At 64.8% G+C, this 23644-nt stretch carries 22 protein-coding genes; 15 read left to right on the top strand and 7 right to left on the bottom strand.

What is annotated here, in order from left to right; genetic code table 11:
* Positions 1-6: 6 nt before the first annotated feature.
* Positions 7-807 (bottom strand): mycofactocin-coupled SDR family oxidoreductase, encoded by an 801-nt coding sequence (locus H7J73_RS26655; RefSeq protein ID WP_264070789.1) that lies wholly within the window; start codon positions 805-807, stop codon positions 7-9.
* Entirely contained in the window at positions 807-2432 is a 1626-nt protein-coding gene (locus H7J73_RS26650) for a flavin-containing monooxygenase (RefSeq protein ID WP_264070801.1), read from the bottom strand. Before H7J73_RS26650 ends, H7J73_RS26655 begins: the two co-directional genes overlap by 1 nt.
* A gap of 131 nt (positions 2433-2563) precedes the next feature.
* Between H7J73_RS26650 and H7J73_RS26645 the strand changes: the two genes are divergently transcribed.
* From H7J73_RS26645 to lipP1, 6 genes are all read left to right on the top strand, one after another.
* Positions 2564-2866: a 2Fe-2S iron-sulfur cluster-binding protein gene (locus H7J73_RS26645; protein ID WP_264070788.1), complete on the top strand. Its 303-nt coding sequence runs from the start codon at positions 2564-2566 to the stop codon at positions 2864-2866.
* A 117-nt stretch (positions 2867-2983) separates the two neighbouring features.
* On the top strand, positions 2984-4165 hold the full coding sequence (locus H7J73_RS26640) for an acyl-CoA dehydrogenase family protein (RefSeq protein ID WP_264070787.1): 1182 nt from the start codon (positions 2984-2986) through the stop codon (positions 4163-4165).
* Between the two features lie 36 nt (positions 4166-4201).
* Positions 4202-5110 (top strand): biphenyl-2,3-diol 1,2-dioxygenase, encoded by a 909-nt coding sequence (gene bphC / locus H7J73_RS26635; protein WP_264070786.1) that lies wholly within the window; start codon positions 4202-4204, stop codon positions 5108-5110.
* A complete protein-coding gene (locus H7J73_RS26630) occupies positions 5107-6573 on the top strand; it encodes an FAD-dependent oxidoreductase (protein WP_264070785.1) in 1467 nt (488 codons plus the stop codon). Before bphC ends, H7J73_RS26630 begins: the two co-directional genes overlap by 4 nt.
* A gap of 155 nt (positions 6574-6728) precedes the next feature.
* On the top strand, positions 6729-7550 hold the full coding sequence (locus tag H7J73_RS26625; protein WP_264070784.1) for an IclR family transcriptional regulator: 822 nt from the start codon (positions 6729-6731) through the stop codon (positions 7548-7550).
* Positions 7547-8494 (top strand): LipP1 family hormone-sensitive lipase, encoded by a 948-nt coding sequence (gene lipP1, locus H7J73_RS26620; RefSeq protein WP_264070783.1) that lies wholly within the window; start codon positions 7547-7549, stop codon positions 8492-8494. The genes H7J73_RS26625 and lipP1 overlap by 4 nt, the downstream gene beginning before the upstream one ends.
* On the opposite strand, the gene H7J73_RS26615 is transcribed toward lipP1, so the two are convergent.
* The gene (locus H7J73_RS26615) at positions 8439-9686 is read right to left on the bottom strand and encodes an NADH:flavin oxidoreductase (RefSeq protein ID WP_264070782.1); all 1248 of its coding nucleotides are present in this window, start codon (positions 9684-9686) and stop codon (positions 8439-8441) included. The genes lipP1 and H7J73_RS26615 overlap by 56 nt on opposite strands.
* 100 nt (positions 9687-9786) lie before the next feature.
* Between H7J73_RS26615 and H7J73_RS26610 the strand changes: the two genes are divergently transcribed.
* Together H7J73_RS26610 and H7J73_RS26605 are read left to right on the top strand one after the other, a co-directional pair.
* A complete protein-coding gene (locus H7J73_RS26610) occupies positions 9787-10131 on the top strand; it encodes a hypothetical protein (protein ID WP_264070780.1) in 345 nt (114 codons plus the stop codon).
* Positions 10124-10735 (top strand): Dabb family protein, encoded by a 612-nt coding sequence (locus tag H7J73_RS26605; protein WP_264070778.1) that lies wholly within the window; start codon positions 10124-10126, stop codon positions 10733-10735. Before H7J73_RS26610 ends, H7J73_RS26605 begins: the two co-directional genes overlap by 8 nt.
* 18 nt (positions 10736-10753) lie before the next feature.
* Here H7J73_RS26605 and H7J73_RS26600 read toward each other — a convergent pair whose 3' ends face one another.
* Both H7J73_RS26600 and H7J73_RS26595 read right to left on the bottom strand, forming a co-directional pair.
* Complete coding sequence (locus tag H7J73_RS26600; RefSeq protein WP_264070776.1) at positions 10754-11548, bottom strand: SDR family NAD(P)-dependent oxidoreductase; 795 nt, start codon at positions 11546-11548, stop codon at positions 10754-10756.
* Positions 11549-11702: 154 nt separating this feature from the next.
* Positions 11703-12266: a TetR/AcrR family transcriptional regulator gene (locus tag H7J73_RS26595; RefSeq protein ID WP_264070775.1), complete on the bottom strand. Its 564-nt coding sequence runs from the start codon at positions 12264-12266 to the stop codon at positions 11703-11705.
* A 224-nt stretch (positions 12267-12490) separates the two neighbouring features.
* Between H7J73_RS26595 and H7J73_RS26590 the strand changes: the two genes are divergently transcribed.
* Positions 12491-13405, top strand: a complete 915-nt coding sequence (locus H7J73_RS26590; RefSeq protein ID WP_264070774.1) for a hypothetical protein — start codon at positions 12491-12493, stop codon at positions 13403-13405.
* 192 nt (positions 13406-13597) lie between these two features.
* On the opposite strand, the gene H7J73_RS26585 is transcribed toward H7J73_RS26590, so the two are convergent.
* Both H7J73_RS26585 and H7J73_RS26580 read right to left on the bottom strand, forming a co-directional pair.
* Positions 13598-14485 carry an SDR family NAD(P)-dependent oxidoreductase gene (locus H7J73_RS26585; RefSeq protein WP_264070773.1) on the bottom strand — a complete coding sequence of 296 codons (888 nt, stop codon included), beginning with the start codon at positions 14483-14485 and terminating at the stop codon, positions 13598-13600.
* The gene (locus tag H7J73_RS26580; protein ID WP_264070771.1) at positions 14482-16398 is read right to left on the bottom strand and encodes a flavin-containing monooxygenase; all 1917 of its coding nucleotides are present in this window, start codon (positions 16396-16398) and stop codon (positions 14482-14484) included. The genes H7J73_RS26585 and H7J73_RS26580 overlap by 4 nt, the downstream gene beginning before the upstream one ends.
* A 138-nt stretch (positions 16399-16536) precedes the next feature.
* On the opposite strand from H7J73_RS26580, the gene H7J73_RS26575 reads away from it, so the two are divergent.
* Genes H7J73_RS26575 through H7J73_RS26550 form a run of 6 tightly spaced genes read left to right on the top strand, consistent with a single transcriptional unit; the run spans position 16537 to position 23642 of the window.
* Positions 16537-18120, top strand: coding sequence for an acyl-CoA synthetase (locus H7J73_RS26575; RefSeq protein ID WP_264070769.1), 1584 nt, complete (start codon positions 16537-16539; stop codon positions 18118-18120).
* A 14-nt stretch (positions 18121-18134) separates the two neighbouring features.
* On the top strand, positions 18135-19241 hold the full coding sequence (locus H7J73_RS26570) for a zinc-binding dehydrogenase (protein ID WP_264070768.1): 1107 nt from the start codon (positions 18135-18137) through the stop codon (positions 19239-19241).
* A 27-nt stretch (positions 19242-19268) separates the two neighbouring features.
* A complete protein-coding gene (locus H7J73_RS26565; protein WP_264070767.1) occupies positions 19269-20687 on the top strand; it encodes an aldehyde dehydrogenase family protein in 1419 nt (472 codons plus the stop codon).
* The gene (locus H7J73_RS26560; RefSeq protein WP_264070766.1) at positions 20684-21463 is read left to right on the top strand and encodes a crotonase/enoyl-CoA hydratase family protein; all 780 of its coding nucleotides are present in this window, start codon (positions 20684-20686) and stop codon (positions 21461-21463) included. The genes H7J73_RS26565 and H7J73_RS26560 overlap by 4 nt, the downstream gene beginning before the upstream one ends.
* Positions 21460-22608: an acyl-CoA dehydrogenase family protein gene (locus tag H7J73_RS26555; RefSeq protein ID WP_264070764.1), complete on the top strand. Its 1149-nt coding sequence runs from the start codon at positions 21460-21462 to the stop codon at positions 22606-22608. Before H7J73_RS26560 ends, H7J73_RS26555 begins: the two co-directional genes overlap by 4 nt.
* The gene (locus H7J73_RS26550; RefSeq protein WP_264070763.1) at positions 22605-23642 is read left to right on the top strand and encodes an acyl-CoA dehydrogenase family protein; all 1038 of its coding nucleotides are present in this window, start codon (positions 22605-22607) and stop codon (positions 23640-23642) included. Before H7J73_RS26555 ends, H7J73_RS26550 begins: the two co-directional genes overlap by 4 nt.
* Positions 23643-23644: the final 2 nt, after the last annotated feature.

Here is a 23644-nt window from a genome sequence, read left to right as displayed (position 1 = left end):
CGGCAGTCATGTCTTCTGGGTCAATCCGGCGTCGACGACAAGTTGAGTGCCGGTGATGTAGCGCGCCGCATCGGAAGCCAGGAACACCACCGCATTCGCGACGTCCGCCGGCTCCACCCATGGCACCGGCAGCAGGTTGCGCGCGGCGAGTACCTGCGCGGCGTCCTCGGCGGTCGGGCTGGTCAGGTCGGGGCATAACCGTTTGAAGGTCGCCTCATTGAGCAGGGTCGCGGTGCCGACGGCGCCGGGGTGCACGGTGTTCACCCGGATCCGTTTCGGACCAAGCTCGTTGGCGAGAGTCCGCGCGAGGCCGACCACTGCGTGCTTGCTCGCGGTGTAGTGCGCAGTGTTGACGGTGCCGCGTAAACCGTTGGTGGAGCTGATGATAATAATCGAACCGCCGTCGGGTCCGAGGTGTGGCACCGCGGCCTTGACGGTGTGCCAGACTCCGGTGAGGTTGATATCGAGGGTGTGCTGCCAGGTCTGGTCGGTCAGCTCCCATGCCGGTGCGCCGGCGGTGTGGACGCCGGCATTGGCGACGATGAAGTCGAGGCGACCCAACGCTGCGACACCGGCGTCGACTGCGGCGGTGAGTGCACCCAGATCCCGCACGTCGGCGAGCCCGGCCACGCACCCCCGGCCCCGGTCACGCACACGAGCGGCGGTGTCGTCCAGGTCGTCTGCAACAGCGGGGACGTCCAAGGCGATCACGTCGGCGCCCTCGTCGGCGAACCGCTCACAATGCGCGCGTCCGGTCCCCCGGGCCGCCCCGGTGACCACCACCACCTTGTTCAGCAATCCCGACATCACGACGCCTTGATCACCGTAAATCCTTTGTATCCGGCGTCAGCGACCTCCGCACAGATGTCGTTGTAGACGGCGAACCCTCCGATGAACAGCATGAAGACCCGTGCCTTGCCGGGCACGTTGGCGCCCATGTACCAGGAGTTGGCCTGGGTGAACAGGGTGGACTCGGCGCGCTGGGCGCATTCGGCGATCCAGTTGTCGACTGCTTCCGGAGTGGCTTCAATGGCGTCGTAATCGTGTTCGTCGAGATAGTCCATGGCGGCGGCGATCCAGTTCACGTGCGCTTCGGCATGGAGCACCATGTTGGCCAACACCGCGGGCGCCCCGGGCCCGGAGATCAGAAACAGGTTGGGGAATCCGTCCACACCAAGCCCGAGATAGGTCCGGGGGCCGTGCTCCCAGTCCTCACGCAGCTGCTGTCCGCCGCGGCCGACGATGTCGATCTTGGCCAGCGTCCCCGTCATCGCGTCGAATCCCGTTGCCAGCACGATGATGTCGAGGACGTAGTGCGCACCGCTGGTATTGATCCCGGTCGGATCAACCGACTCGATTGGAGTTTCGCGAACGCTGACCAGCTTTACGTTGGGCCGGTTGAACGTCTGAAAATAGTTGGTGTCGGTGCAGATTCGCTTGGTCCCGATCGGATGGTCGGATGGGATCAGCATCTCGGCCACCTCGGGATCATCGATGACGGCGCGGATCTTCTCCTCGTAGAAGGCGCGGGCCTCCTCGTTGGCAGCCGGATCGATCATCTGATCGGGGAAGGTCTTGGAGAACAGCACACCGCCGAGCTGCCAACGCTTCTCGAACTGAGCGCGGCGCTCCTCGGGTGAAACCTCCATGGTCATCTTCGGGTGCGCGATATGCGGCGAACCACCACCGCTGCGCCAAGACAGGCGACGGCGCTCGGCGTAATTGGCCTTGATCTCCGCGAGCTCGTCGGCGCTCAGCGGCTTGTTTCCCGCGGGGACACTGTAGTTCGGAGTGCGCTGGAACACGTAGAGCTGCGTGGCCTGCTCGGCGATGATCGGAATGGACTGGATACCCGAGGAGCCGGTACCGATCACACCCACGCGCTTACCGGTGAAATCGACGGGGGTATGGGGCCAGTGTGCGGTGTGGTAAATCTGCCCGGCGAAGCTGTCCAGCCCGGCGAAGCGCGGTGTCATCGCAGCCGACAGTGGACCGGTGGCCATCAGACAGAACCGGGCGCTGACGACTTCGCCGGTGTCGGTGGTGACCGTCCAACGCAGCGTGGTCTCGTCCAGTACGGCCGAGACCACCCTGGTGTTGAAGGTGACGTCGCGCCGCAGGTCGAGTTTGTCGGCAACCCAATTGAGATAGTTCAGGATCTCGGGCTGGGTGGCGTACTTCTCGGTCCAGTTCCACTGCTGCTCAAGCTCGGTGGAGAATGAGTAGCTGTAGTCGACGCTTTCGACGTCGCAGCGCGCCCCCGGGTACCGATTGTGGTACCAGGTTCCGCCGACATCTGGGGCAGCCTCGAACACCCGTACGGATCGCCCCTGGGAACGCAATTTGTGGAGGGCGTACAGGCCGGCAAAGCCTGCCCCGACAACCACCGCGTCCAGTTCCGGTTCGACATGATGGTCGGCCGCAATATTCACATCGGTCACGGTAGGTGGACACCTGACGGCCGCCCGTGCCGTCTCCCAGTGACTGGACGCCGGGGGTGAAGCATCCCGGCCACTGGGCAGGGGTCACCGGCTCGCGACGCCTCCCGACAACACTATGGGCCATGTCAGAAGTCGAACGCCTCGACTCCACCACCGATGCCGCGGCGACGGTGGACCTGGACGGAGCCCAGCATCGGCTGGCGTGGCCCCGGGACCAGACGTTGGTGGACGTCATGCTGGACGCGGGAATTCACGTGCCACATTCCTGCCGCGAAGGCCACTGTGGTTCGTGCGTCGCGACCGTCATATCCGGGCGGGTGGAGATGGCGCAGTGCGACATTCTCGAACCCGACGACTTGGCCGATGGCCTCATTCTGGGGTGCCAGGCTCGGCCGGTCAGTGACGATGTCCACATCGAGTTCTGATACGCCTGGGCACGCGGCAGCTATCCCCGAATTCGGTCCGCTGTGTGGGATCAGCTCCGGTGACCCGCATGACTGCGGTACACCATCACTACAGCCCCCACACGTTAGGACATCCACATGAGCGAGCGGGTACTCGACAGAATCAACGAGATTGCCGACCAACTACGCGAACAGGCCTGGGAAGCAGAGAAACTGGGACAGCTGCCCGACGCCACCGTCAAGCAGATGAAGGCGATCGGCAACATCCGGCTGCTGCAACCCAAGAAGCACGGCGGCTTGGAGGTCCATCCTCGGGAGTTCGCCGAAACGGTCATGGCGACCGCCGCGCTGGACCCGGCTGCCGGCTGGATCAACGGTGTGGTCGGTGTACATCCCTACCAGCTGGCCTACGCCGACCCGCGGGTCGCTCAGGAAGTGTGGGGTGACGATGTCGATACCTGGGTCGCCTCCCCCTATGCGCCTCAGGGCGTGGCGCGGCCCGTCGACGGCGGGTACATCTTCAACGGCCGGTGGCAGTTCAGCTCCGGCACTGACGCGTGCGACTGGATCTTCCTCGGTGCCATGGTCGGCGACGCCGACGGCAAGCCGCTGATGCCACCGCAGATGCTGCACATGATCCTGCCACGCAAGGACTACGAGATCGTGCCGGACTCGTGGAATGTGGTGGGCCTGCGCGGCACCGGCTCCAAGGACGTCATCGTGAAGGACGCCTTCGTGCCGACCTACCGGACCATGGACGCAATGAAGGTGATGGACGGCACGGCTCAGCGCGAAGCCGGGATGACCGAGACCCTCTACCTGATGCCGTGGTCGACGATGTTCCCGCTGGGCATTTCGTCCGCCGTGATCGGCATCGCCGAAGGCGCGCTGGGCGCACACCTGGACTATCAGCGGGAGCGGGTCAACTCCAGCGGCGTCGCCATCAAAGACGATCCGTACGTCATGTACGCGATCGGCGAGGCCGCCGCGGACATCAACGCCGCCCGCCAGGAGCTTCTGGCCAACGCCGACCGGATCTATGACATGGTCGATGCGGGTAAGGAAGTGTCCTTCGAGGACCGTGCTGCAGGCCGGCGCACCCAGGTGCGCGCCGTACACCGCGCGGTGTCCGCGGTCGACGAGATCTTTGCGCGGTCCGGTGGCAACGCCATGCGCATGGACAAGCCGTTGCAACGGTATTGGCGCGATGTCCATACCGGTCAGGCGCACGCGATCCACGTGCCCGGGACCGTCTATCACGCGTCGGCACTCAGCTCGTTCGGCGTCGACCCACAGGGTCCGCTGCGCGCCATGATCTGACACTTTCCGCGACCGCAATCGACAGTTAGGCAATCCATGGGTCTCATCAAGAGTCTGGGCTATGTGAAGGTGCAGACCGCCGACATCGAGCGGTGGCGCCGGTTCGCATTCGACGTGTTGGGTTTCGCTGAAGGCAGCGGCTCCGAGGAGTCCGCTCTGTATCTGCGGATGGACGAGCGGGCGGCCCGCATCATCGTGGTACCCGCCGACACCGACCGCGTCGTCACGGTCGGCTGGGAGGTCCGCGACCACGCCGCCCTGGAAGCCGTGAAGTCCGCTTTGGACGCTGCGGGAGTCCCGTTCAAACAGCTGACGCAGGCCGACGCCGATTCCCGGCGGATCGAGGAGGGCATTGCGTTCGACGATCCGGCCGGCAACGCGCTGGAGGTTTTCCACGGCGCGGTGCTCGATCACTCCCCCGTGGTGACGCCGTTCGGTGCCCGATTCGTCACCGGCGACCAAGGGCTGGGACACGTGGTCCTGCCCGCGATGGACGTTCCCGGACTCTTCGAGTTCTACACCGAGGTCCTCGGTTTCGTGTCACGTGGCGCGTTCCGGGTGCCGACGCCGCCCGAGTTCGGCCCCGTGCGAGTGCGCTTCCTTGGGACCAACGAACGCCACCACAGCCTGGCGATCTGCCCCGCCATGACCGTCCGCGATCCCGGTCTGATCCATCTGATGGTGGAAGTCGACAGCCTCGATGCCGTCGGGCAGGCGTTGGACCGTGTCAACTCCGACGGGTTCCAGCTGTCGTCGACACTGGGCCGCCACACCAACGACAAAATGGTCTCGTTCTACGTGAGGGCACCTGGAGACTGGGACATCGAGTTCGGCACCGAAGGCATGCGGGTCAACGAAAACCATTACACGGCTGAGGAAATCACCGCCGACAGTTACTGGGGCCACGCTTGGGTGAGCGACCTGCCTGCCGCGATGCGGCCGTGACGCCGCAACCCGACGTCGTACCTGTTCCCGCCGCGTCGATCACCTCCTGGGATCACGAGGCCGATGTTGTAATCGCCGGCTACGGTGTGGCCGGTGCCGCCGCGGCCGTCGAAGCGACCCGCGCCGGCGCTGACGTTCTCGTCCTGGAACGCACCGGCTCGTGGGGCGGTGCCGCCGCCATGGCGGGCGGCTTCATCTACCTCGGAGGCGGCACTCCGCTTCAAAAGGCCTGTGGTTTCGAGGATTCCGTCGACAACATGGCGGCGTTCCTCAACGCGGCGATGGGCCCGGGCGCCGACGAGAGGCGGATCGCCGACTACTGCGCGGGCAGCGTCGAGCACTTCGACTGGCTGGTCGGCTGCGATGTGCCCTTCAAGGCCGAGTTTTTCGGTGAACCCGGCTGGGAACCGATGGGCGATCAGGGCCTGATGTACAGCGGCGGTGAGAACTCCTATCCGTTCAACACCATCGCCACCCCGGCGCCCCGCGGCCACGTACCGCAGATGTCGAACAAGAAGCAGGGCGAATCCAGCGCCGGGTACATGTTGATGAAGCCATTGGTGGAAACCGCCACCGCGGCCGGCGCACGCGCCATCTACGACATTCGGGTTCAGAACCTCATCGTCGAGTCCGACGGTCGGGTCGCCGGGATCCGGGCACGGCAGTACGGCACCGAGCTCACCATCCGGGCACGACGCGGTGTGGTGCTCGCGACGGGCAGCTTCGCCTACAACGAGGCCATGGTGGCGCAATACGCACCGCGGATCGCCGGGCGTCCTGCCGCCTCGATAGAGCAGCACGACGGCCAGGCCATCCGGATGGCACAAGCCCTTGGCGCCGACCTCGCCCACATGGACGCCACCGAGGTCGCCATCTTCATCGACCCCCAGCAACTGGTGCGGGGCATCCTGGTCAACGGCCGCGGCCAGCGCTTCGTCGCCGAGGACACCTACCCGGGACGAGTCGGACAGCTGACGTTGTATCACCAGGACAACACGGCGTACCTCATCATCGACGGCGACGCCCAAGAGGCAGCGATGGCATCGCTTTCGCCGCAGTTGATGATGCGCCCGCCCACCTGGGTGTGCGAGTCGGTGGCCGACCTCGAAACCGAGATCGGGCTGGCGCCGGGCTGCCTGCAGGCCACCGTCGCCGCCTATAACGTCGCCGCCGAGCGCGGGGAGGACCCACTGCTGCACAAGAAGGCGCAATGGCTGCGGCCCATCGGCTCCCCGGTCGGTGCGGTCGATCTGCGCGAGAGCACCGGCGGGTTCACCCTTGGCGGGCTCCAGACCACCTTGGACGGTGAGGTGCTGCACGTCAGCGGCGCACCGATCCCCGGTTTGTACGCTGCAGGCCGATCGACGGCGGGCCTGGCCGCCTGGGGTTACGCCAGTGGTGTCTCCCTCGGTGACGGCAGCTTCTACGGCCGTCGGGCCGGTAGGCAGGCGGCCAAGGGCTGACCGTTTTTCGACCACAGCATTTCGTCGTCCGACACCGCGGGGTGTGTCGGACGACGATTTTTGTGCCCATGTGCTTGCGGACACTCGATGTATGGTACAAAAACGCATATAACTATTTGTCATATGTATCTCGCATCACAGTCCCTGGAGGACCCATGACGTCACTGTCGCAGCCAGTCGAAGCCACCACTCCCAGCGCCGTCATCGACCGGATCTCCCTGGTGCTCGACGCTTTCGAGGGGCCGGGCCGCCTGACCTTGGCCCAGGTGGTGCGTCGCACGGGCCTGCCGCGTTCCTCGGCTCACCGCATGCTTGATCGGCTGGTGCAGTTGCGGTGGTTGCGCCGCAGTGGCCGTGACTATGAACTCGGCATGCGTCTGGTCGAACTCGGTTCGCTGGCCGTACATCAGGACCGCCTGCATAAGGCTGCAGCTCCGCTGCTGCTCGAGTTGCACCGCACCACCGGGCTGGTCGTTCACCTCGCCGTTCTCGACGGCACCGATGTGGTGTACCTCGACAAGGTCGGTGACCGGATGGCCGCGGCAATCCCGACTCGAGTGGGCGGCCGCCAACCGGCGCATTGCGCGGCGGTCGGCAAGGTGATCCTCGCCTACGGCGGAGACCACCACACCACTGACCTGGCTGCCCGCAAGACCCGCTTCTCAATCACCTCGGCCGCCCAGTTGGCGACGGAACTGGCCAAGGTTCGCGCCCACGGCGTCGCATTTGACCGCGAAGAATCACTGACCGGCTTCGGATGTGTCGCCGCTCCGATCGGCGGCCCCGGCGAAGTAGTGGCTGCGGTCTCGGTGTGCGGTCCAATGAACCGGATGAAGTTCGACCAGCGGTTGGCCGCTCCCGTCCGGATGACCGCGATGGGAATCTGGCGCGATATCGAGGATGGCCCGCAACGGGTGGTACCGACGCTGCAGCAGGCGCGCACAATGCGGCCCGTTCCGGCGGCGCAGTACGCGTGAGCCTCGACCCTCAGATCGCGAGCATGATCGGTGCTTTGGACGGCGGTTTCCCGCCAGTACACACCATGTCCGGGGCTCAGGCCCGGGCGGCGATCCGGTCCCGGTTCGCGCCGAGCACCGACCCGGAGCCGCTCGCAGCGGTCACCGATACCTCAATTCCCGGACCAGGCGGAGACATCGTGGTCCGGATCTACCGCCCGTCCAGCGATGCCGCTGTGCTGCCGGTCGTGGTGTACGCCCACGGCGGCGGGTTCGTGTTCTGCGATCTGGACACCCACGATGGTCTGTGCCGCAATCTGGCAAATCGCATTGGTGCTGTCGTTGTTTCGGTTGACTATCGATTGGCCCCGGAGAACCCGTGGCCTGCCGGCGCTGAGGATCTTTATGCGGCTACACAGTGGGTCGCCGACAATGGGGACGCACTGGGCGTCGACACGGACCGGATCGTGGTGGGCGGTGACAGCGCCGGGGGCAACCTGGCCGCCGTCACCGCGCTGATGGCGCGCGATCGCAGCGGCCCGCAGTTGATCGGGCAGCTGCTGGTGTATCCGGTGATCGCGGCCGATTTCGACACCGAGTCCTACCGATTGTTCGGCCAGGGCTACTACAACCCGAAACCGGCGCTGCAGTGGTACTGGGATCAGTACGTGCCCGCCGCTACCGACCGGCACAACCCGTACGCCTCACCGCTGACTGCCGACCTGCATGGGCTACCGCCGGCGGTGGTCGTCCTCGCCGGGCACGATCCGCTGCGTGACGAATGCGCCGCCTATGCCGACGCGCTTGCGACAGCCGACGTGGCGGTGACCCGGCTGTCCTATCAGGGCGGCGTGCACGGATTCTTCACGATGCCCATGCTGGATCTAGCCCAGCAAGCCCGCGCTGACGTCAGCGGTGCAGTGGCACAACTGTTTTCGGTTCACCCGGCACCTCAAGCGCCGTAACCGGGCCGTAGCGCTGCTCGGGATCGAGCACGCAGTGGGTGCGTCCGAACACCGTGACCATGCATTTGTTGTTGTGCGTACACCGACTGCGTACGCCAGGGTCTGACTTCATCGCGTTGACCAGGCCGGGTTCCCGCAACAGCGCCCGGCCCATCGCCATGAAATCAAAACCTTCGGCAGCGGCCGTATCCAGGTGATCGCGGTTGGTGATACCGCCGAGCAGTATCAGTTTCGTGTTGTGAACTGCCGGCACGAATTGACGCGCCGCCGCCAGCATGTACAGATCCTCATAGGGGTAGGTACCCATCGCCCACTTCCCCATCACCCGAAGCGGCAGTCGCATCGCCGGCGGCATCACCTTCGCAAACTCCTTGACCGGAACGTCGCCGCGGAACAGATACATCGGCTTGAACACCGAAGAACCCTGCGTCAATTCAAGTGCGTCGAGGGTCGCGTCGGCATCCAGAAGCGCTGCAGTGCGCAATGATTCATCAATCCAGATGCTGCCCGGCAAGCCGTCGTCCATATCCAACTTGGCAATCACCGCGATCCGGTCCCCCACCACATCGCGGACTCGCTGCGCGATTTCGCGGACAAATCGGGATCGGTTGTCGATATCACCGCCGTAATCGTCCTTGCGGCGGTTGATCAGCGGACTCAGAAATGAGCTCGGCAGATACAGATGTCCGAAATGCAGCTCGACCGCGTCGAAACCGGCGTCGATCGCGATCTGCGCGGCGTCGCCGAATTGATCGATCACCGCGGCGATCTCGCTCCGGGTGATCTCGCGGCAATACGCCATGGACGCAGGATTGATGAACTTGCTCGGCGCCATCGGGGTGACACCGGTGAGCCTCTTGTGGGCGACCACCCCGGCATGACCCAGCTGGGCCGAGATCGCTGCTCCCGAAGCGTGCACCGCGTCCGTCAATCGTCGCAATCCCGGCAGCGCTGACGCGCTCATCACGATCTGTCCCGGGGCGCTGGCCGCCTCCGGCGAGACACAGCAGTACGCGACGGTGGTCAAACCGACTCCGCCGCGCGCAAATCCGACGTGGAAGTCGATCAAGTCGTCGGTCACCAGGCCCTGCGGTGAGCGGCCCTCCGATGTCGCGGCCTTGATCACCCGGTTGCGTAGTGTCACCGGCCCCAGTTGCACTGGACTGAACGGATCCAACGCAGCAACTGTCATGCTCCCACCGTGCGGCAGGGCTTCGGCCTGGTCAATGCAGCCTTCCCGGTGGGCGGGACCGCGGCCACCATCGACGGAGGTGGGTTCCTACGCTCGCCGTATGTCCGGCGAGGTGTATGTCATCGACCACGTGGTCACCCGGCCCGGCTGTGCCAAGGACTTCGTGAAGACCTATCTCGCCGAGTACGCACCGGGTGCCCGCGAGCGCGGGATGACCCTGTGCAATGTCCTTGTCAGCCCGCCAGTCTGGTTCGACGATCAGCCCAACACCGTCACCATCACCTGGTCCCTACCCAGCCCCCAGGCCTGGTGGGAGATGACATGGCAGGGCCGACCGGACCCCTCCCTCGGCCCCTGGTGGAACGGGATTGCGGCGCTGGTCGAGCAACGCAACCGCAGCGTGGCCGCCGCAGCCAGTGACGTCGACGAATTGTGCGATGTTTAACGTCATCCGGCTCATTCATACGGCGCACCGCGACCGCCTGCTCGATGCGGTGCGTGATGCCACCGCAGAGGTGCCCCACGCCCTGGTCGAACCTACGTTGCCGGGCAGCCGCAATGGCGGGGATATTCTGGTAAATCTGGCCTTCGATGACGAAAGTCATTGGGAGACTGTTGAACCAGTGTTTGCTTCGGCAATCGACGACGATGCGGTGACCCGCGTCGACGGAGCCACCTACGGCGGTGTGCCGGTGGTCTCGGAGCGCGCTCCCGGATCGGTGTATCGAGCGTTGCTGCTGAGAGTTTGGCCCAGCACCGACGAGGCAACGGTGTCCCGATTCGAGGACGACCTGCGCCTGCTGACTCGTTACGTCTCCACCATCACCGAATGGCAGCTCAGCCGTGTCGATTCAGCCGTCGGCGCCAGCGCCTGGACGCACGTGTTCACCCAGCGGTTCACCGATGTCGACGGGTTGATGGGGCCGTACCTCATGCATCCAATCCACTGGGCGTACGTCGACCGCTGGTTCGATCCTGAATGCCCCGACTACGTCGTCCGGGACCGGGTATGTCACAGCTTCTGCGACTACCCCACTGCGCGGCGGTAAGGCGGTCAGGACCGGAAGTCACACATCGAAACCCATCAACTTCCGAATCGCGATCCTGTTGTTCTCGACGATCTTGTCGCGAGGGAAGCCCGACTGCTCCTCAGCGCGGGGAAAGTTCCCGGCCGCGATCCACACCGGGCCGTCGGCCAGGTGCTCAAGTCCCTCGCGCGCAACATCATCGGGCTCGGCAGCTCTCATCCCGGGCAGGTCGAAGTTCAAGCCTTCTCGCTCCATCGCGGGCGTACGGGTGAGCCCCAGCACGAGTTCCACCACGTGCACCCCGAACGGCTTGAGTTCAAGCCAGACTCCTTCGGCGAAGACGCGACCGAACGCCTTGACGGCGGAATAAACGCTCATGTGCTCGGAACCGACGAAACCGGCCAGGGAGCCCACCAGGATCATGCCTCCGCGTCCGCGCTCCTTCATTTTCGCGCCGAAGTGTTGCACGAACTCCATTTGCGAGTTGACGTTCAGACCGATCACCCGGCGGAATCCGTCAAGGTCTCCCGTCACGAATTCATGCCCGTAGCTGTTGGCTCCGGCATTGAAGACGAGCAGCCCGACCTCAATGTCATCGGTGGCTGCGGTGACCTGATCGAGAGCGTCCGAACCCAACAGATCAAGTGCCAGGGTGCGGACCTCGACACCATTGGCGCGCGCCGCAACGGCCGTTTCCTCAAGGGGCCCCGGCTTGCGGGCGATCAGCACGAGGTTGATACCAAGATTGCTCAGTTCGATGGCGAAGCTGGCGCCCACCCCCTCTGAACCTCCGGCGATAACGGCCCACGGCCCGTAGTACGACGCATCAATCACGGTGTCACTCCTCGGGAATCAGGCGGGTGCGGTCTACACCGACGCAATCAACGTAGGCGATTCTGGGAACGCCACGAGCTGGCCTGCCCGATGAGCGGAACCGTAAAAACGGGCGTGCGAACGGCAAAGCCAGCGCTACGCACGGCAGGTGGTCTCACGTCGCGGAAAGGTCGACCCTGGCCGGCAGTGCCCCGACGATCATCTCGAAACCGACGCGCAACGCCGATTCCAACTGGTCGAAGTCGCCACTACGCACCCAGTAGACGTAGGCGTGACGAGAGACCTGGATCGCCAACTGGGCCGGCAGCGTGCGGGCGAACGGATCTGCGCCGAGATCGAACCGCGCACCGAGGAACTCCGAGATGGGGTCAGCAAGGTCCTCACCCCAGTCCAGCCAGCGCAGCCGGTACTGGGGATCGGCGAGCATCAATGCCATGAAGCGGCGGCCCATCTCCACTTCTCCGCGCTTGGCGAGCTCACTACCAAAGGCCTCGATAAGGGTGTCGACCGCATTGCTGGTGGCTGGGGATTGTTGCAGCACTTGGACACTGAGCACACCAAACTGACGGAACAGCGGCATCACGACATCCTCTTTGGCCGGGAAATGGCGATGGAATGTTCGCGGAGCGATGCCTACGGTCTCGCAGATCCGCTCGACCGTCGCCGCCGTGGAACCGTCGGCGAGAAAGAGATCACGTGCCGCGACAGCGATAGTCATGCGGAGGTCTTCGGCCCGTCGCTCGGTCAACGTCGGCCTGCCCGGCGCACTCACATGCTCCTCCTCGTCAGTTGATGGTCCACCCAGTGAGACACGGCGTTTCCTCGACTACGGTATGTAACTACAGTCACACCTGTCAGATTCTGACATATAGCCAGATTATGACTTCGCGCGGGGTGCCTCCGCAGCGAAGTCAGCCGACCGCCACTCAGAGGAGGGCCGCTATGTCCACCGAGACCACCGAGACCGAGACCGCCGATTTGAACTATGACGACTACACCCACGATTTCATGGGCAAGGTCGGCAACATCGCGGACTTCTCCCGTGACTTCCTGGTCGGACAGGCCCGCGTCTTCGAAGACGTCTTGAACTTCATGCCCTACGCGCATGTCGCCACCTACTCCAAGTTCGTCGGCATCAACGCGGCCATGGATGTCGCCGCCGAGGTGTCGAGAGCCGGTATGCGTCAGGTGATGCCGATGGGGCGATTCATCGCGCCTCCCGGGTGGGACTGGAAAAATGCCCAGTACCAAGCGATCCCGTTCGACGTGCAGACCGAGGATCTGACCAAGCCGGCCCTGATTCGGCTGATCCAGACCTACTGGGATCAATACCTGAAGGGCCACAACTACTTCATCGACCAGTGGACGAAGATCATTCCAGAAGAAGACGTTTGGCTCGGCTTGCCCGGCATGTATGAACTCATCATCGACTATCAGTACCCGAAGCTGGCTAAGGTGCTCAAGATCGAGCCCGAGCATGTCGTGGACTACCTGAAGCTGGCCGTGCTGAGTATCGACGGCACCCTCGGTTACGGCGGCGAGTACATCGTGATCAACGAAGACCACGTGGTACTCAACATGCGCCGCTGTGAGGTTCTGCAGAAGTACACCGACGAGGGCCTCTACCCACCGAAGCGCGCATGGATGAACTGCACCTTCGAGCAGCGGATTTCGGCGCCGTTCTTCCCGACCTGCAAGCTGGACATCAACTTGCCGCCGTCCGACTTCACGTTCGCGGAGAACGAGCCCTTCTGTGTCTGGACGTATACCAAGGGCGAGCAGAACCACAAGGCCGCCGCGGAAGCGCCCAACCCACGCGAAAGTGCGATGAAGCGGATTCCCCTTATGCCGGTGTGAGCAGCTCACGTGATGGCTCAATGACCGGACTTGCCCAGACATCGTGTGAGATCAGGGTCTAGGCCTGTGGCGCACCGGATGACGACGTCGAAGTCTTCGTCATCCGGTGCGCTCATCCATAGGCCGTTGATCGCCTTAAAGTACAAACGCCCTCGCCGAAGGCCGAGGCGCGCTCGGCGGACACCGAGCGACCTACAGACCCGCGGGCAAGATGTTGGGATTGGTCGTCGCCGGCGGCTCCAGCGGCGGCAGCACATCGCGACCGTCGAGCGTATGGACCGCGAGCCGCTGCGACCACGGATAGTGCAGGCTGAAGGCGACCAGACCGGTCCGCTGGGCGGCGGGCAGATGGCACATCGCCAGGACAGTTTCGGCCAGATACTCCACCGGCTCGGTCGGGAAAGTATCCGGAATCAGTTGCGAGGCACCGGGAGTGCGGATAGCAGAGGACGGACCGACGCAATTCACCGCGATATTGGCATCGAGCACCTCGGCGGCCACCCCCTGGGTGAACCGGTGCAGCGCCGCCTTCGCCGAGGCGTAGATGACGTCCCCAGCGGTCTTGTTGTAGTCGCGGTACGGGCGTACCGGCGCCACGCCAGTGACGGATCCGATGTTCACGATCCACCCGGCACCCTGTTTGGCCATGTGCGGGATAGCCGACCGCGTCAACACGAACGGCGTGCGCAGGTAGTGCTCGAGAGTGCGGTCGAATGTCTCGTCACTCATCTGGTCGATCACCGAATAGTCGGCGAAACCGGCGTTGTTGACCAAGATGTCGATCCGCCCCGTGCGGTCGAGTACCTCGTCGACGAGGTTCTCCCGCTGCGCGGCGTCCTCGAGGTCGGCGGCGACCCCGATCGCGGTGCCGCCCGCCTGTTCGATCAGGGCGACGGTCTCGCCGATGGTACCGGGCAACGCTGTGCTGGCGCCGCCACGGATCGAGGGCGACGGCGCGTGGGAGCGCGCGCTGACCACAACCGTCGCGCCTTCGGCGGCCAGTCGCTGGGCGATCGCCCGCCCAATTCCGCGACTGCTGCCCGTGACCAATGCCGTTCTACCGGTGAGCTTTTGTGTCATCGCAGCAGGAAGTCCTCTTCGGCGGGGGCGCGATGCTCGCGCCAGATGTCGACCAGACGAAATGGGGTGGCGACCACGACGCGGCCGGAATCGGAACGGTAGTACGTGTGCGCATTGGGCGTGTGACACCACACCGTGCGACTCATCGCCTCGTCGACCGCGGCCACGTACTCCTGGTAGGCCTGTTCGGTGACTTCCATCGTGGTCGCCCCGCGCAGGGCCATGAGCTGTAGACACTCGATGATGTAATGCGCCAGCACTTCCATCGAGAAGTTGGCTCCCGCACCGTGTCCCGGACTGTAGTTGGGCGCCGAGGTGATGAACAGGTTGGGGAACCCCGGTACCGTTCCGCCGCGATACGCACTGGGGCTGTCGCCCCATTCCTCGGCTAGCTTCTTGCCGTCGCGGCCGCGGATATCCACTGTTGACAGGAAGTCGAGGTGATAGCCGGTGGCGTAGATGATGACGTCCAGATCGATCTGCCGACCGTCCTGCGTGACGATGCCATTGGCGTTCACCTCGGCCGGCTCGCTGGCTTCGACATCGACGTGCGGGCGCGTCAATGCCGCGTAATACCCACCCGGATCGCGGATGATCCGCTTGCCGTACGGCGCGAAATCCGGCGTCACCTTCTTGGCCAATTCCGTTCCGGCGCCGAAGGTACGGTCGATGTACTCCAAGCACATCTGCAGCAGAACGTCGTTGGCGGGTGAGATCGACAGATGAGACTTGGACCATTCCGGGTCCTGCAGGATGATCGGATAGTTGTTGTCGGCGGTACCCCAGTAGGACTTGAGCCGGTGCCATTTCGAGTAGTAAGGCAGCCGCCGGCCCAGGTAGCGCCGGTGTTCGGGAACGTCGTCGGTGAGACGTTTGCGTGGTGCCACCCAATGTGGCTGGCGCTGGAACACCGTCAGGTGCTCGACCTGCTCGACGCTGGCGTCGACGATCTGCACGGCAGTGCACCCGGCCCCGATGACAGCGACCCGCTTACCGGTGAGGTCCAGATCGGGATCCCACAGAGCAGAGTGAACACTGATGCCCTCGAACGTATCCCGTCCCGGCAGCTCCGGCCAGCGTGGCCGATTGAGATATCCGGCCGCGGTGATTACGACACGGGCATAGCTGACATCACGAGTACCGACGCCGTCGACGGAATGAATCTGCCACTGCTTACGGTCCTCATCCCACCACAGCGCCTCGACCTCGGTGTTGAACCGGGTGTGTTCACGGAGACGGTGCTTGTCGGCCAGCGCGACCAGATAGGCCTGGTACTCCGCGCCCTGCGGATAGTAATTCGTCCACTCAGGATTCACCTCGCGCGACAGCGAGTAGTACGCCGAGGGCGTATCCACGCCAATGCCGGGGTATTTGGTGGTCAGCCAGGTCCCCCCCACCTCGTCGTTGCGGTCGAAGATCTCGTACGCAACCCCGGCTTCGGCGGCCGACAGCGCGGCATTGATGCCCGCGATCCCAGCCCCGATGATCGCCACGTTCATCGTGTCGGGGATCGCGACGGTGCGCTCAAGTGTTGGCGTCGACGGTGCAAAGCCGCCCTGTTCCAGCAGAAGTGGCACCTGCTCGTCGTCGACCTCCGATCCGAGCGCCACAGGAAGCAGCCTGGCGAACATGTCGAGATCGACTGCGTCAGTGCGGTGCGGCGCCTCCAACGCCGCGATCACCGCATCCGCCAACTCTGCCGCCGTATCGGGGTCGGTGACACCAGTGCGCTCCGGTGGATCGGGAACGTGGGAGATCTTCGGGCCAAACCGGTCAATCACCGACGAATCGCCCGTGAGCTGTGCCAGCACCGCCACCAGAACACCTTGGTCGGCCTGCAGCAGGTTGGCCCTCAGTTCCTCGATATCGGTCGTGGCAGTCAACGCGGCATCAGCCGGTGAAGCGGTGGTCATGAGAGCCAGTATCGGAGCGCACCGATCGCCCGGGCAGCGCATTGTCTACTCAGTGGGAGACGGCCCGACCACGCGCGCCGACACGCCTACTCTTCGGCAGATGCAACGCGATCGATGCGCCGGGATGGACGCGCCGCGATGAGCACAGATCTGGATGCCCTGATCGCGCGGGCCCGCAGCCACAGCCTCGGCGATGTGCCGCGCCGGTCCGCCCGCCGACAGCCGGACAAGATCGCCATCATCGACGGCGATGTCGTGCTGACCTTCGCCGAATTCGATCAGCTGGTGGACCGAGCCGCAGCGGCGTTGCACGACAACGGGTTCCGGCCTGGGGATCGGATTGGCCTGCTGGCACACAACTGCTGGCAGTACGCAGTCCTGGCGTTCGCGACTGCACGCGCAGCGGTGGTCTTGGTCCCCATCAACTTCATGCTCACCGCGCAGGAGATCGCTTACATCCTGGGCCACAGCAAGGTCAGCGGTCTCATCGTCGAATCCGATCTCACGCTGGTGGCCGAGCAGGCGATGCGCCTCGACGGCGCGGTCACGACGAAGGCCACGTTGGTGTCGGCTGGGTCTACCGCCGCCGCGGGTTGGGACGATTTCGCCCAGTGGTTGACCACCAGCACCGAAGCGCCGTGCCCGGAGATCGACGACGATCAACTACTGCGGTTGATGTACACCAGCGGCACAGAATCGCGGCCCAAAGCAGTGATGCACACCAGTCGGAGCCTGATGTGGCAATACGTCAGCACCATCGTCGCCGGCGCGATGTCCGGCGACGACGTCGAGATCCACTCGCTGCCGCTCTATCACTGTGCACAGCTGGACAACTTCCTGGCCACCGATATCTATCTCGGCGCCACCAGCATTATCGTGGCGCGGCCGGATCCTGAGATGGTGCTGCGCGCGATCGAGCGCCATGGCGTCACCAACTACTTCGCCCCGCCGACCGTCTGGATCAGTCTGCTGCGCTGCCCCATCTTCGACGAGGTCGACCTGTCCAGTTTGCGCAAGGGGTACTACGGCGCTTCGGCGATGCCGACGGAGATCCTCGGCGAGATCCGCGACCGACTGCCTGAACTGCGATTGTGGAATTTCTACGGCCAGACCGAGCTGGCCCCCCTGGCGTCCGCACTGGGACCAGACGAACAGGACGCCCACGCCGGAGCGGCCGGCCGCCCGGTACTCAACGTCGAGACGACCATCCTCGACGACACCAACAGCCCCGTCCCGGTCGGCACGATCGGCGAGATCGCGCACCGCAGCCCACATCTGATGCTGGGCTATCTCGACGATCCCGCCAAGACTGCCGAGGCGTTCGCCGGCGGCTGGTTTCATTCCGGGGATCTCGGTTTCTACGACGAGCACGGTCTGCTGCACGTCGTGGACCGCAAGAAGGACATGATCAAAACCGGCGGAGAAAACGTCGCCAGCCGCGAAGTCGAGGAAGTGCTGTATCGGCACACCGGAGTGCAAGAGGTCGCGGTGTTCGGACTGGCTCACCCGGTGTGGGTGGAAGCCGTCGTCGCCGCCGTGGTGCCGCGCAACGGGATCACGCTGACCGAGAACGATATCCTCACCCACTGCCGTAAACACCTGGCCGGCTTCAAAACCCCAAAACAGGTTTTCTTTGTTGACGCCCTTCCGAAGAATCCCAGCGGCAAGCTCCTCAAACGGACGCTACGGGAGCGCTTCAGCCTCGAATTCACCAGCCACTGAAGGGATTACAGTTCGTGTACAAAGGACGCATCGCGCGGTTCGACGCCCCTGGCTTACCATTCGAGATCGAGACGGTCAGCCTGCCGGAGGTGGCGCCCGGCCAGATCCTGATTCGGGTGAGCCGGACCAACATCTGCGGTTCCGACGTTCACGCCTGGCACGGCACGTTCGCCACCCGGGGCCTAGGGGGTCAACTACCCACTGTGCTGGGCCACGAAATGGTGGGCGCCGTCGAGGCTCTCGGAGACGGGGTGCACACGGACTCCAACGGTGCGCCGCTCAGCATCGGCACCCGGGTGGTGTTCCCCTACTTCTTCTGCTGTCACACTTGCCGCAACTGCCTGGCCGGACGGCGCAACGCATGCCTGAACCTCAAGATGGCGATGCTGGGCCGAGCTGACGAGCCGCCCTACTTCGTGGGTGGCTACGGCGATTACTTCTTGCTACCCGCCGGCGCGGTGGTCTACACCGTGCCTGACTCGGTGTCCGATGACGTCGCCGCCGGCGCCAACTGCGCACTGTCCCAAGTCATGTACGGTCTCGAACGCGTCGATCAGCAGCTCGGTGAGCACGTCGTGGTGCAAGGCGCTGGCGCGCTGGGCTTGTATGCGGTGGCGGTCGCCAAAGCGCGGGGTGCGGCCCGGGTCATCGCGATCGACGGGGTACCCGAACGCCTGGAACTGGCGACCGCTTTCGGCGCCGACGCAGTCATCGACATCAACGAAGCATCGACCCCCAAAGAGCGCATCAAGGCGGTGCGCACGCTCACCGACGGCCGGGGCGCCGACGTCGTGGTAGAGGTGGTCGGCCACCCGTCTGCTATCGAGGAGGGGCTGCAGATGCTCGGCCAATTCGGCCGCTATGTCGAGATCGGCAACATCAATGTCGGCAAGACCTTCGAGTTCGACCCCTCCCGGTTCGTGTTCAGCAACAAGACCATGGTCGGTGTCTCGCTCTACGACCCCGAGGTACTGTCCCGAGCGCTGACCTTCTTGGAGCAGTACCAGGACACACTTCCCTTCGATCGTCTTGCCGCAGCCTGCTATTCGCTCGACGACATCAACGACGCATTCGCTGCCGCCGAGGGCAAGCGAGACGTGCGCGCCAGCATTGTGCCCTGAACGCCGACATTCCCGGAGAGACACCACATGCACAACTACACCCGCACCACGCTTTTCATCGACGGACAGTGGGTAACACCGCACGGTAGTGGCGCCATCGATGTGATCGACCCGTCCACCGAGCAGCCGATCGGGTCAGTACCCAACGGCTCGGCTGCCGATGTCGACGCCGCGGTGGCTGCTGCGCGACACGCTTTTGATCCGCTGATCAGCGTCGCCGAGCGCCGTGCGCGATTGTCTTCGGTACTCGCCGCCATGGAAAAGCGGCTGCCCGATATCGCGGAAACCATCACTCGCGAAATGGGTGCGCCGATCCGCATCTCGCAGACCGTGCAGACCCAGGTTCCGCTCGCGGTGGCCCACGGCTTCGCGGACGCGCTTGACACCTTCGAATTCGAAGAGCGCATAGGTAATTCGCTGGTGCTGCGCGAGCCCTACGGCGTTGTCGCGGCAATCACGCCATGGAATTACCCGCTGTACCAGGTGGTCGCCAAAGTGATACCGGCTATCGCGGCTGGTTGCACCGTGGTGCTCAAGCCGAGCAACGAGGCACCATTGTCGGTGTTCGAGTTCGTCGAGGCGCTACAGGACGCCGGGCTGCCCCCGGGCGTGGTGAATTTGGTATCCGGGCCCGGCCGGATCATCGGTGAACGGCTGGCGCAACACCCCGACGTCGACTTCGTGTCGTTCACGGGCTCGACCGGTGTCGGCAGCCGCGTCGGCGAGCTGGCCGGCCAAACCGTGAAAAAGGTGGCACTGGAACTGGGCGGCAAGTCGGCCAACGTCATCCTCGATGGCGCCGACCTGGCCACCGCCGTCAAGGTCGGTGTCGGAAGTGCGTTCCTCAACGGTGGCCAGACCTGCATGGCGTCCACCAGGATGCTGGTGCCGCAGTCGCGGTACCGCGAGGCTCTGGAGCTGGTCGAGGCCGCCGCGGCAAAGTACACCGTCGGTGACCCGTGGGATCCGGCCACCCGCATCGGACCATCGGCCTCTAAGTCGCAGTTCGAGACGGTGCGCGGCTTCATCGAGCGGGCCCAGCGAGACGGCTCGCGGCTGCTCACCGGCGGCGCCGAGCAGGTCCGCGACGTCGGCTACTACGTGGCTCCGACGGTATTCGCCGATGTCGACCCCGATTCCGAACTGGGACAGGAGGAGGTGTTCGGGCCCGTGCTGGCGGTCATTCCGTTCAGCGACGCCGAGGACGCACTGCGGATCGCCAACGGCACCCCCTACGGACTGGCCGGTGCGGTCTGGGCCGCCGACGACGACACCGCCATCGATTTCGCGCGGCGCGTGCAGACGGGTCAACTCGACATCAACGGCGGCAAGTACAACCCGGCCGCACCCTTCGGCGGCTACAAGAAGTCCGGCATCGGCCGCGAACTCGGCCGAATCGGCTTCGAAGAGTTCCTGCAGATCAAATCGCTGCAGCTGCGGTCATGACCACACCACTGACGATCGAAACATCTGGGGCCATCCAGGTCTGGACCATCAATCTGCCCGCGGTCGGCAACGCGATCACCGACAACGGCTTCATCGCAGCCCTGGAAAACGCGGTCGACATCGTCAACTCCGACACCGCGGTTCGCGCACTCATCCTCACCGGTGCGGGCAAGATCTTTTCCGCCGGCGGCAACGTCAAGGAGATGGCCGACCGAGAGGGCATGTTCGGGCTGGACCCGATCGACCAGCGGTACGCGTACGTCGACGGAATTCAGCGCATCCCGAGGGCGCTGGCCCGCCTAGAAGTTCCGCTCATCGCAGCGGTCAACGGACCGGCCGTCGGCGCCGGATGCGATCTCGCGATGATGTGCGATTTGCGTGTCGCGTCCGAGCGTGCGTCCTTCGCCGAGAGCTTCGTACAGATCGGCCTTGTCCCCGGCGATGGGGGTACCTGGTTCCTGCAGCGCGCCATCGGCTACGAGCGCGCCGCGGAGATGACGCTGACCGGTGATCGAATCGATGCCACGACCGCACTGGAATGGGGCCTGGTCACCCGGGTCGTCCCGCACGACGAATTGCTCTCGGCCGCAATTGATCTCGCGGAGCGCATCGCCAAGAACCCACCCCACGCGCTGCGGATGGCCAAGCGCCTGCTGCAAGAGTCGCGCACCGGACTGCTCGAGTCAACGCTCGGTATGGCCGCCGCCATGCAACCGCTGGCACACCGCGACGCCGAACATGAACGACGTATCGAGAAGTGGCGGACCCGATCATGACACTGCCCCGACTGGTACCACCGGCCACCATCGACCCGTCGAGCACCGACGCCCTACGCGCCGAAGTGCGCGCATTCCTCGCCGAGCAGCTCGCCGCCGGCGCGTTCACCCCGTCGGTAGACGCCTGGCTGTCCGGCTGGGACGAGACCTTCACCGCCGCAATGGCGCGACGCGGCTGGTTGGGCATGACAGTTCCTCCCGAATACGACGGACACGGTAGGACATCCGTCGAACGGTTCGTCGTCGCCGAGGAAATGCTCGCCGCCGGAGCACCGGTGGCGGCCCACTGGATCGCCGACCGGCAGATCGTGCCGTCACTGCTGAAATACGGTACTGCGCAGCAGAAGTCGGAGTTCCTGCCGAAGATCGTCCGCGGTGAGTGCTTCTTCGCCATCGGGATGAGCGAACCGGACTCCGGCTCCGACTTGGCCAGTGTGCGCACGCGCGCCACGCAGGTCGACGGGGGGTGGTTGCTCTCCGGTACGAAAGTGTGGACATCCGGCGCCCACCGCGCGCATGCATTCATCGTGTTGGCCCGGACCGCACCGGCCGATCCGGCGCATCGTCACGCTGGTCTGAGCCAGTTCATCGTCAGACTCGACGCGCCCGGCGTCGATATCCGACCGATCATCTCGATGAACGGCGCCCACCACTTCAACGAGGTCATTCTCGACGACGTGTTCGTGCCCGACGCCATGGTGTTCGGTCAGATCGGTGCGGGTTGGCAACAGGTGACCTCGGAACTGGCCTTCGAACGCAGCGGCCCCGAGCGGTTCCTGTCCACTTTCATGCTGCTCGCAGCCACTGCCGAACACATGGCCACCAACCCCACAGCACGCGACAGCGACCTCGGCCGCCTGGTAGCGCGGGTCGCGGGCCTGCATCAGATGTCCAGCGCGGTGGCCGGTGCGCTGCAGCGCCATGACCCCGCTGATGTACCTGCGGCCGTGGTCAAAGTTCTTGGCACCAGCACCGAGGGCGACATCGCGGACTACGCGGACTTGTGCGCCGGCGGCACCGGCGCACATCCCGCACTCCTCGAGCTGATCTCGGTCGCGGTGGATCAGCGCCCGGGTTTCACGCTGCGCGGCGGGACCAACGAAGTGTTGCGCGGCGTGATCGCGCGCGGATTGGGGATGCGATGAGCACCACCGAACTCACCGGGGTTGGTGTCGACCCCGCCGTCGTCGACATGATGAATTCGGTCTTCGCCGACTACCGCGACACCCATCTGCCGGCCGCGCGCGCACAGCGAGACCCCGCGCTGTGGCAAGCGCTCCACGAACTCGGCTTGGCGCGCCTGACCGGTGCGGAATCCGCCGGCGGCAGCGGGGCCGGTTGGTATGAGGCGGCCGAGCTGATCTCCGCCGCGGTCCGGCACGGCGTCCGGCTTCCGTTGGCCGAGCACGATCTGATGGCGTGCTGGCTGCTGGACGCCAACGGGACGCCCAGCGGTAGCGCGGTACGGACGGTGGCTCTGCTCGATGACCACGGTGTCGCGACGTTGGTGCCCTGGGCGGCTGGCGCCGATCGGATCGTCGTCGTCTGGCCCGATGCAGATCAGTACTGGATGACCGATGCCGACCCCGGCGATCTACAGATCACACCGGGCGCCAACATGATCGGCGAACCGCGTGACACGGTACGCGCCGACCTGCGCAGGCTCCGCGGTGGGCCCGTATCAGCCGAAGCGCTGGCGCAGCTGCGGTGCAAATCCGCATTGGTTCGCGCCATTCAGGTCTGCGCCGCACTGGATCAGATTCTGGCGATGTCTGTCGAGCACACCACCTCCCGCATCCAGTTCGGCCGCCCGCTGTCGAAGTTCCAGACGGTGCAGAACCTGATCTCCGATATCGCCGCCGAGGCCGCGCTGGCCCGGTCGGCGACCGAGGCCGCGCTCTCGGCCGCCGTCACCAGCGACTGGTCCAGCACCAACCTCGATTTCCTTGTCGCGGTGGCCCGTTCATGCGCGGGCCACGCCACGTCGGTAGTGGTGCGCAACGGGCATCAGGTGCACGGCGCCATGGGCACCACTCGCGAACACCGGCTGCACGAATTCACCCGAGCCGCGCTGGCTTGGCGCGGCGAGTTCGGTTCGGTTCGGCACTGGGACGAGGTCGTAACAGACGCGGCACTACAGGCAGGTTCGGCGAGACTGTGGAACATGATCACCGGCTGACA

It is taken from the genome of Mycolicibacterium komossense (assembly GCF_025822605.1).
Lineage (GTDB): Bacteria > Actinomycetota > Actinomycetes > Mycobacteriales > Mycobacteriaceae > Mycobacterium > Mycobacterium komossense.
Note: the sequence above shows the minus strand (reverse complement) of the source record. Positions and strands in the feature narration are given on the sequence as shown.

Coding starts and splice junctions, on each gene's coding strand:
- H7J73_RS26655 (WP_264070789.1), bottom strand. CDS start 807: ATGTCGGGATTGCTGAACAAGGTGGTGGTGGTCACCGGGGCGGCCCGG.
- H7J73_RS26645 (WP_264070788.1), top strand. CDS start 2,564: ATGTCAGAAGTCGAACGCCTCGACTCCACCACCGATGCCGCGGCGACG.
- H7J73_RS26640 (WP_264070787.1), top strand. CDS start 2,984: ATGAGCGAGCGGGTACTCGACAGAATCAACGAGATTGCCGACCAACTA.
- bphC (WP_264070786.1), top strand. CDS start 4,202: ATGGGTCTCATCAAGAGTCTGGGCTATGTGAAGGTGCAGACCGCCGAC.
- H7J73_RS26625 (WP_264070784.1), top strand. CDS start 6,729: ATGACGTCACTGTCGCAGCCAGTCGAAGCCACCACTCCCAGCGCCGTC.
- H7J73_RS26615 (WP_264070782.1), bottom strand. CDS start 9,686: ATGACAGTTGCTGCGTTGGATCCGTTCAGTCCAGTGCAACTGGGGCCG.
- H7J73_RS26610 (WP_264070780.1), top strand. CDS start 9,787: ATGTCCGGCGAGGTGTATGTCATCGACCACGTGGTCACCCGGCCCGGC.
- H7J73_RS26605 (WP_264070778.1), top strand. CDS start 10,124: ATGTTTAACGTCATCCGGCTCATTCATACGGCGCACCGCGACCGCCTG.
- H7J73_RS26595 (WP_264070775.1), bottom strand. CDS start 12,266: ATGACTATCGCTGTCGCGGCACGTGATCTCTTTCTCGCCGACGGTTCC.
- H7J73_RS26590 (WP_264070774.1), top strand. CDS start 12,491: ATGTCCACCGAGACCACCGAGACCGAGACCGCCGATTTGAACTATGAC.
- H7J73_RS26585 (WP_264070773.1), bottom strand. CDS start 14,485: ATGACACAAAAGCTCACCGGTAGAACGGCATTGGTCACGGGCAGCAGT.
- H7J73_RS26580 (WP_264070771.1), bottom strand. CDS start 16,398: ATGACCACCGCTTCACCGGCTGATGCCGCGTTGACTGCCACGACCGAT.
- H7J73_RS26575 (WP_264070769.1), top strand. CDS start 16,537: ATGAGCACAGATCTGGATGCCCTGATCGCGCGGGCCCGCAGCCACAGC.
- H7J73_RS26565 (WP_264070767.1), top strand. CDS start 19,269: ATGCACAACTACACCCGCACCACGCTTTTCATCGACGGACAGTGGGTA.
- H7J73_RS26560 (WP_264070766.1), top strand. CDS start 20,684: ATGACCACACCACTGACGATCGAAACATCTGGGGCCATCCAGGTCTGG.
- H7J73_RS26555 (WP_264070764.1), top strand. CDS start 21,460: ATGACACTGCCCCGACTGGTACCACCGGCCACCATCGACCCGTCGAGC.
- H7J73_RS26550 (WP_264070763.1), top strand. CDS start 22,605: ATGAGCACCACCGAACTCACCGGGGTTGGTGTCGACCCCGCCGTCGTC.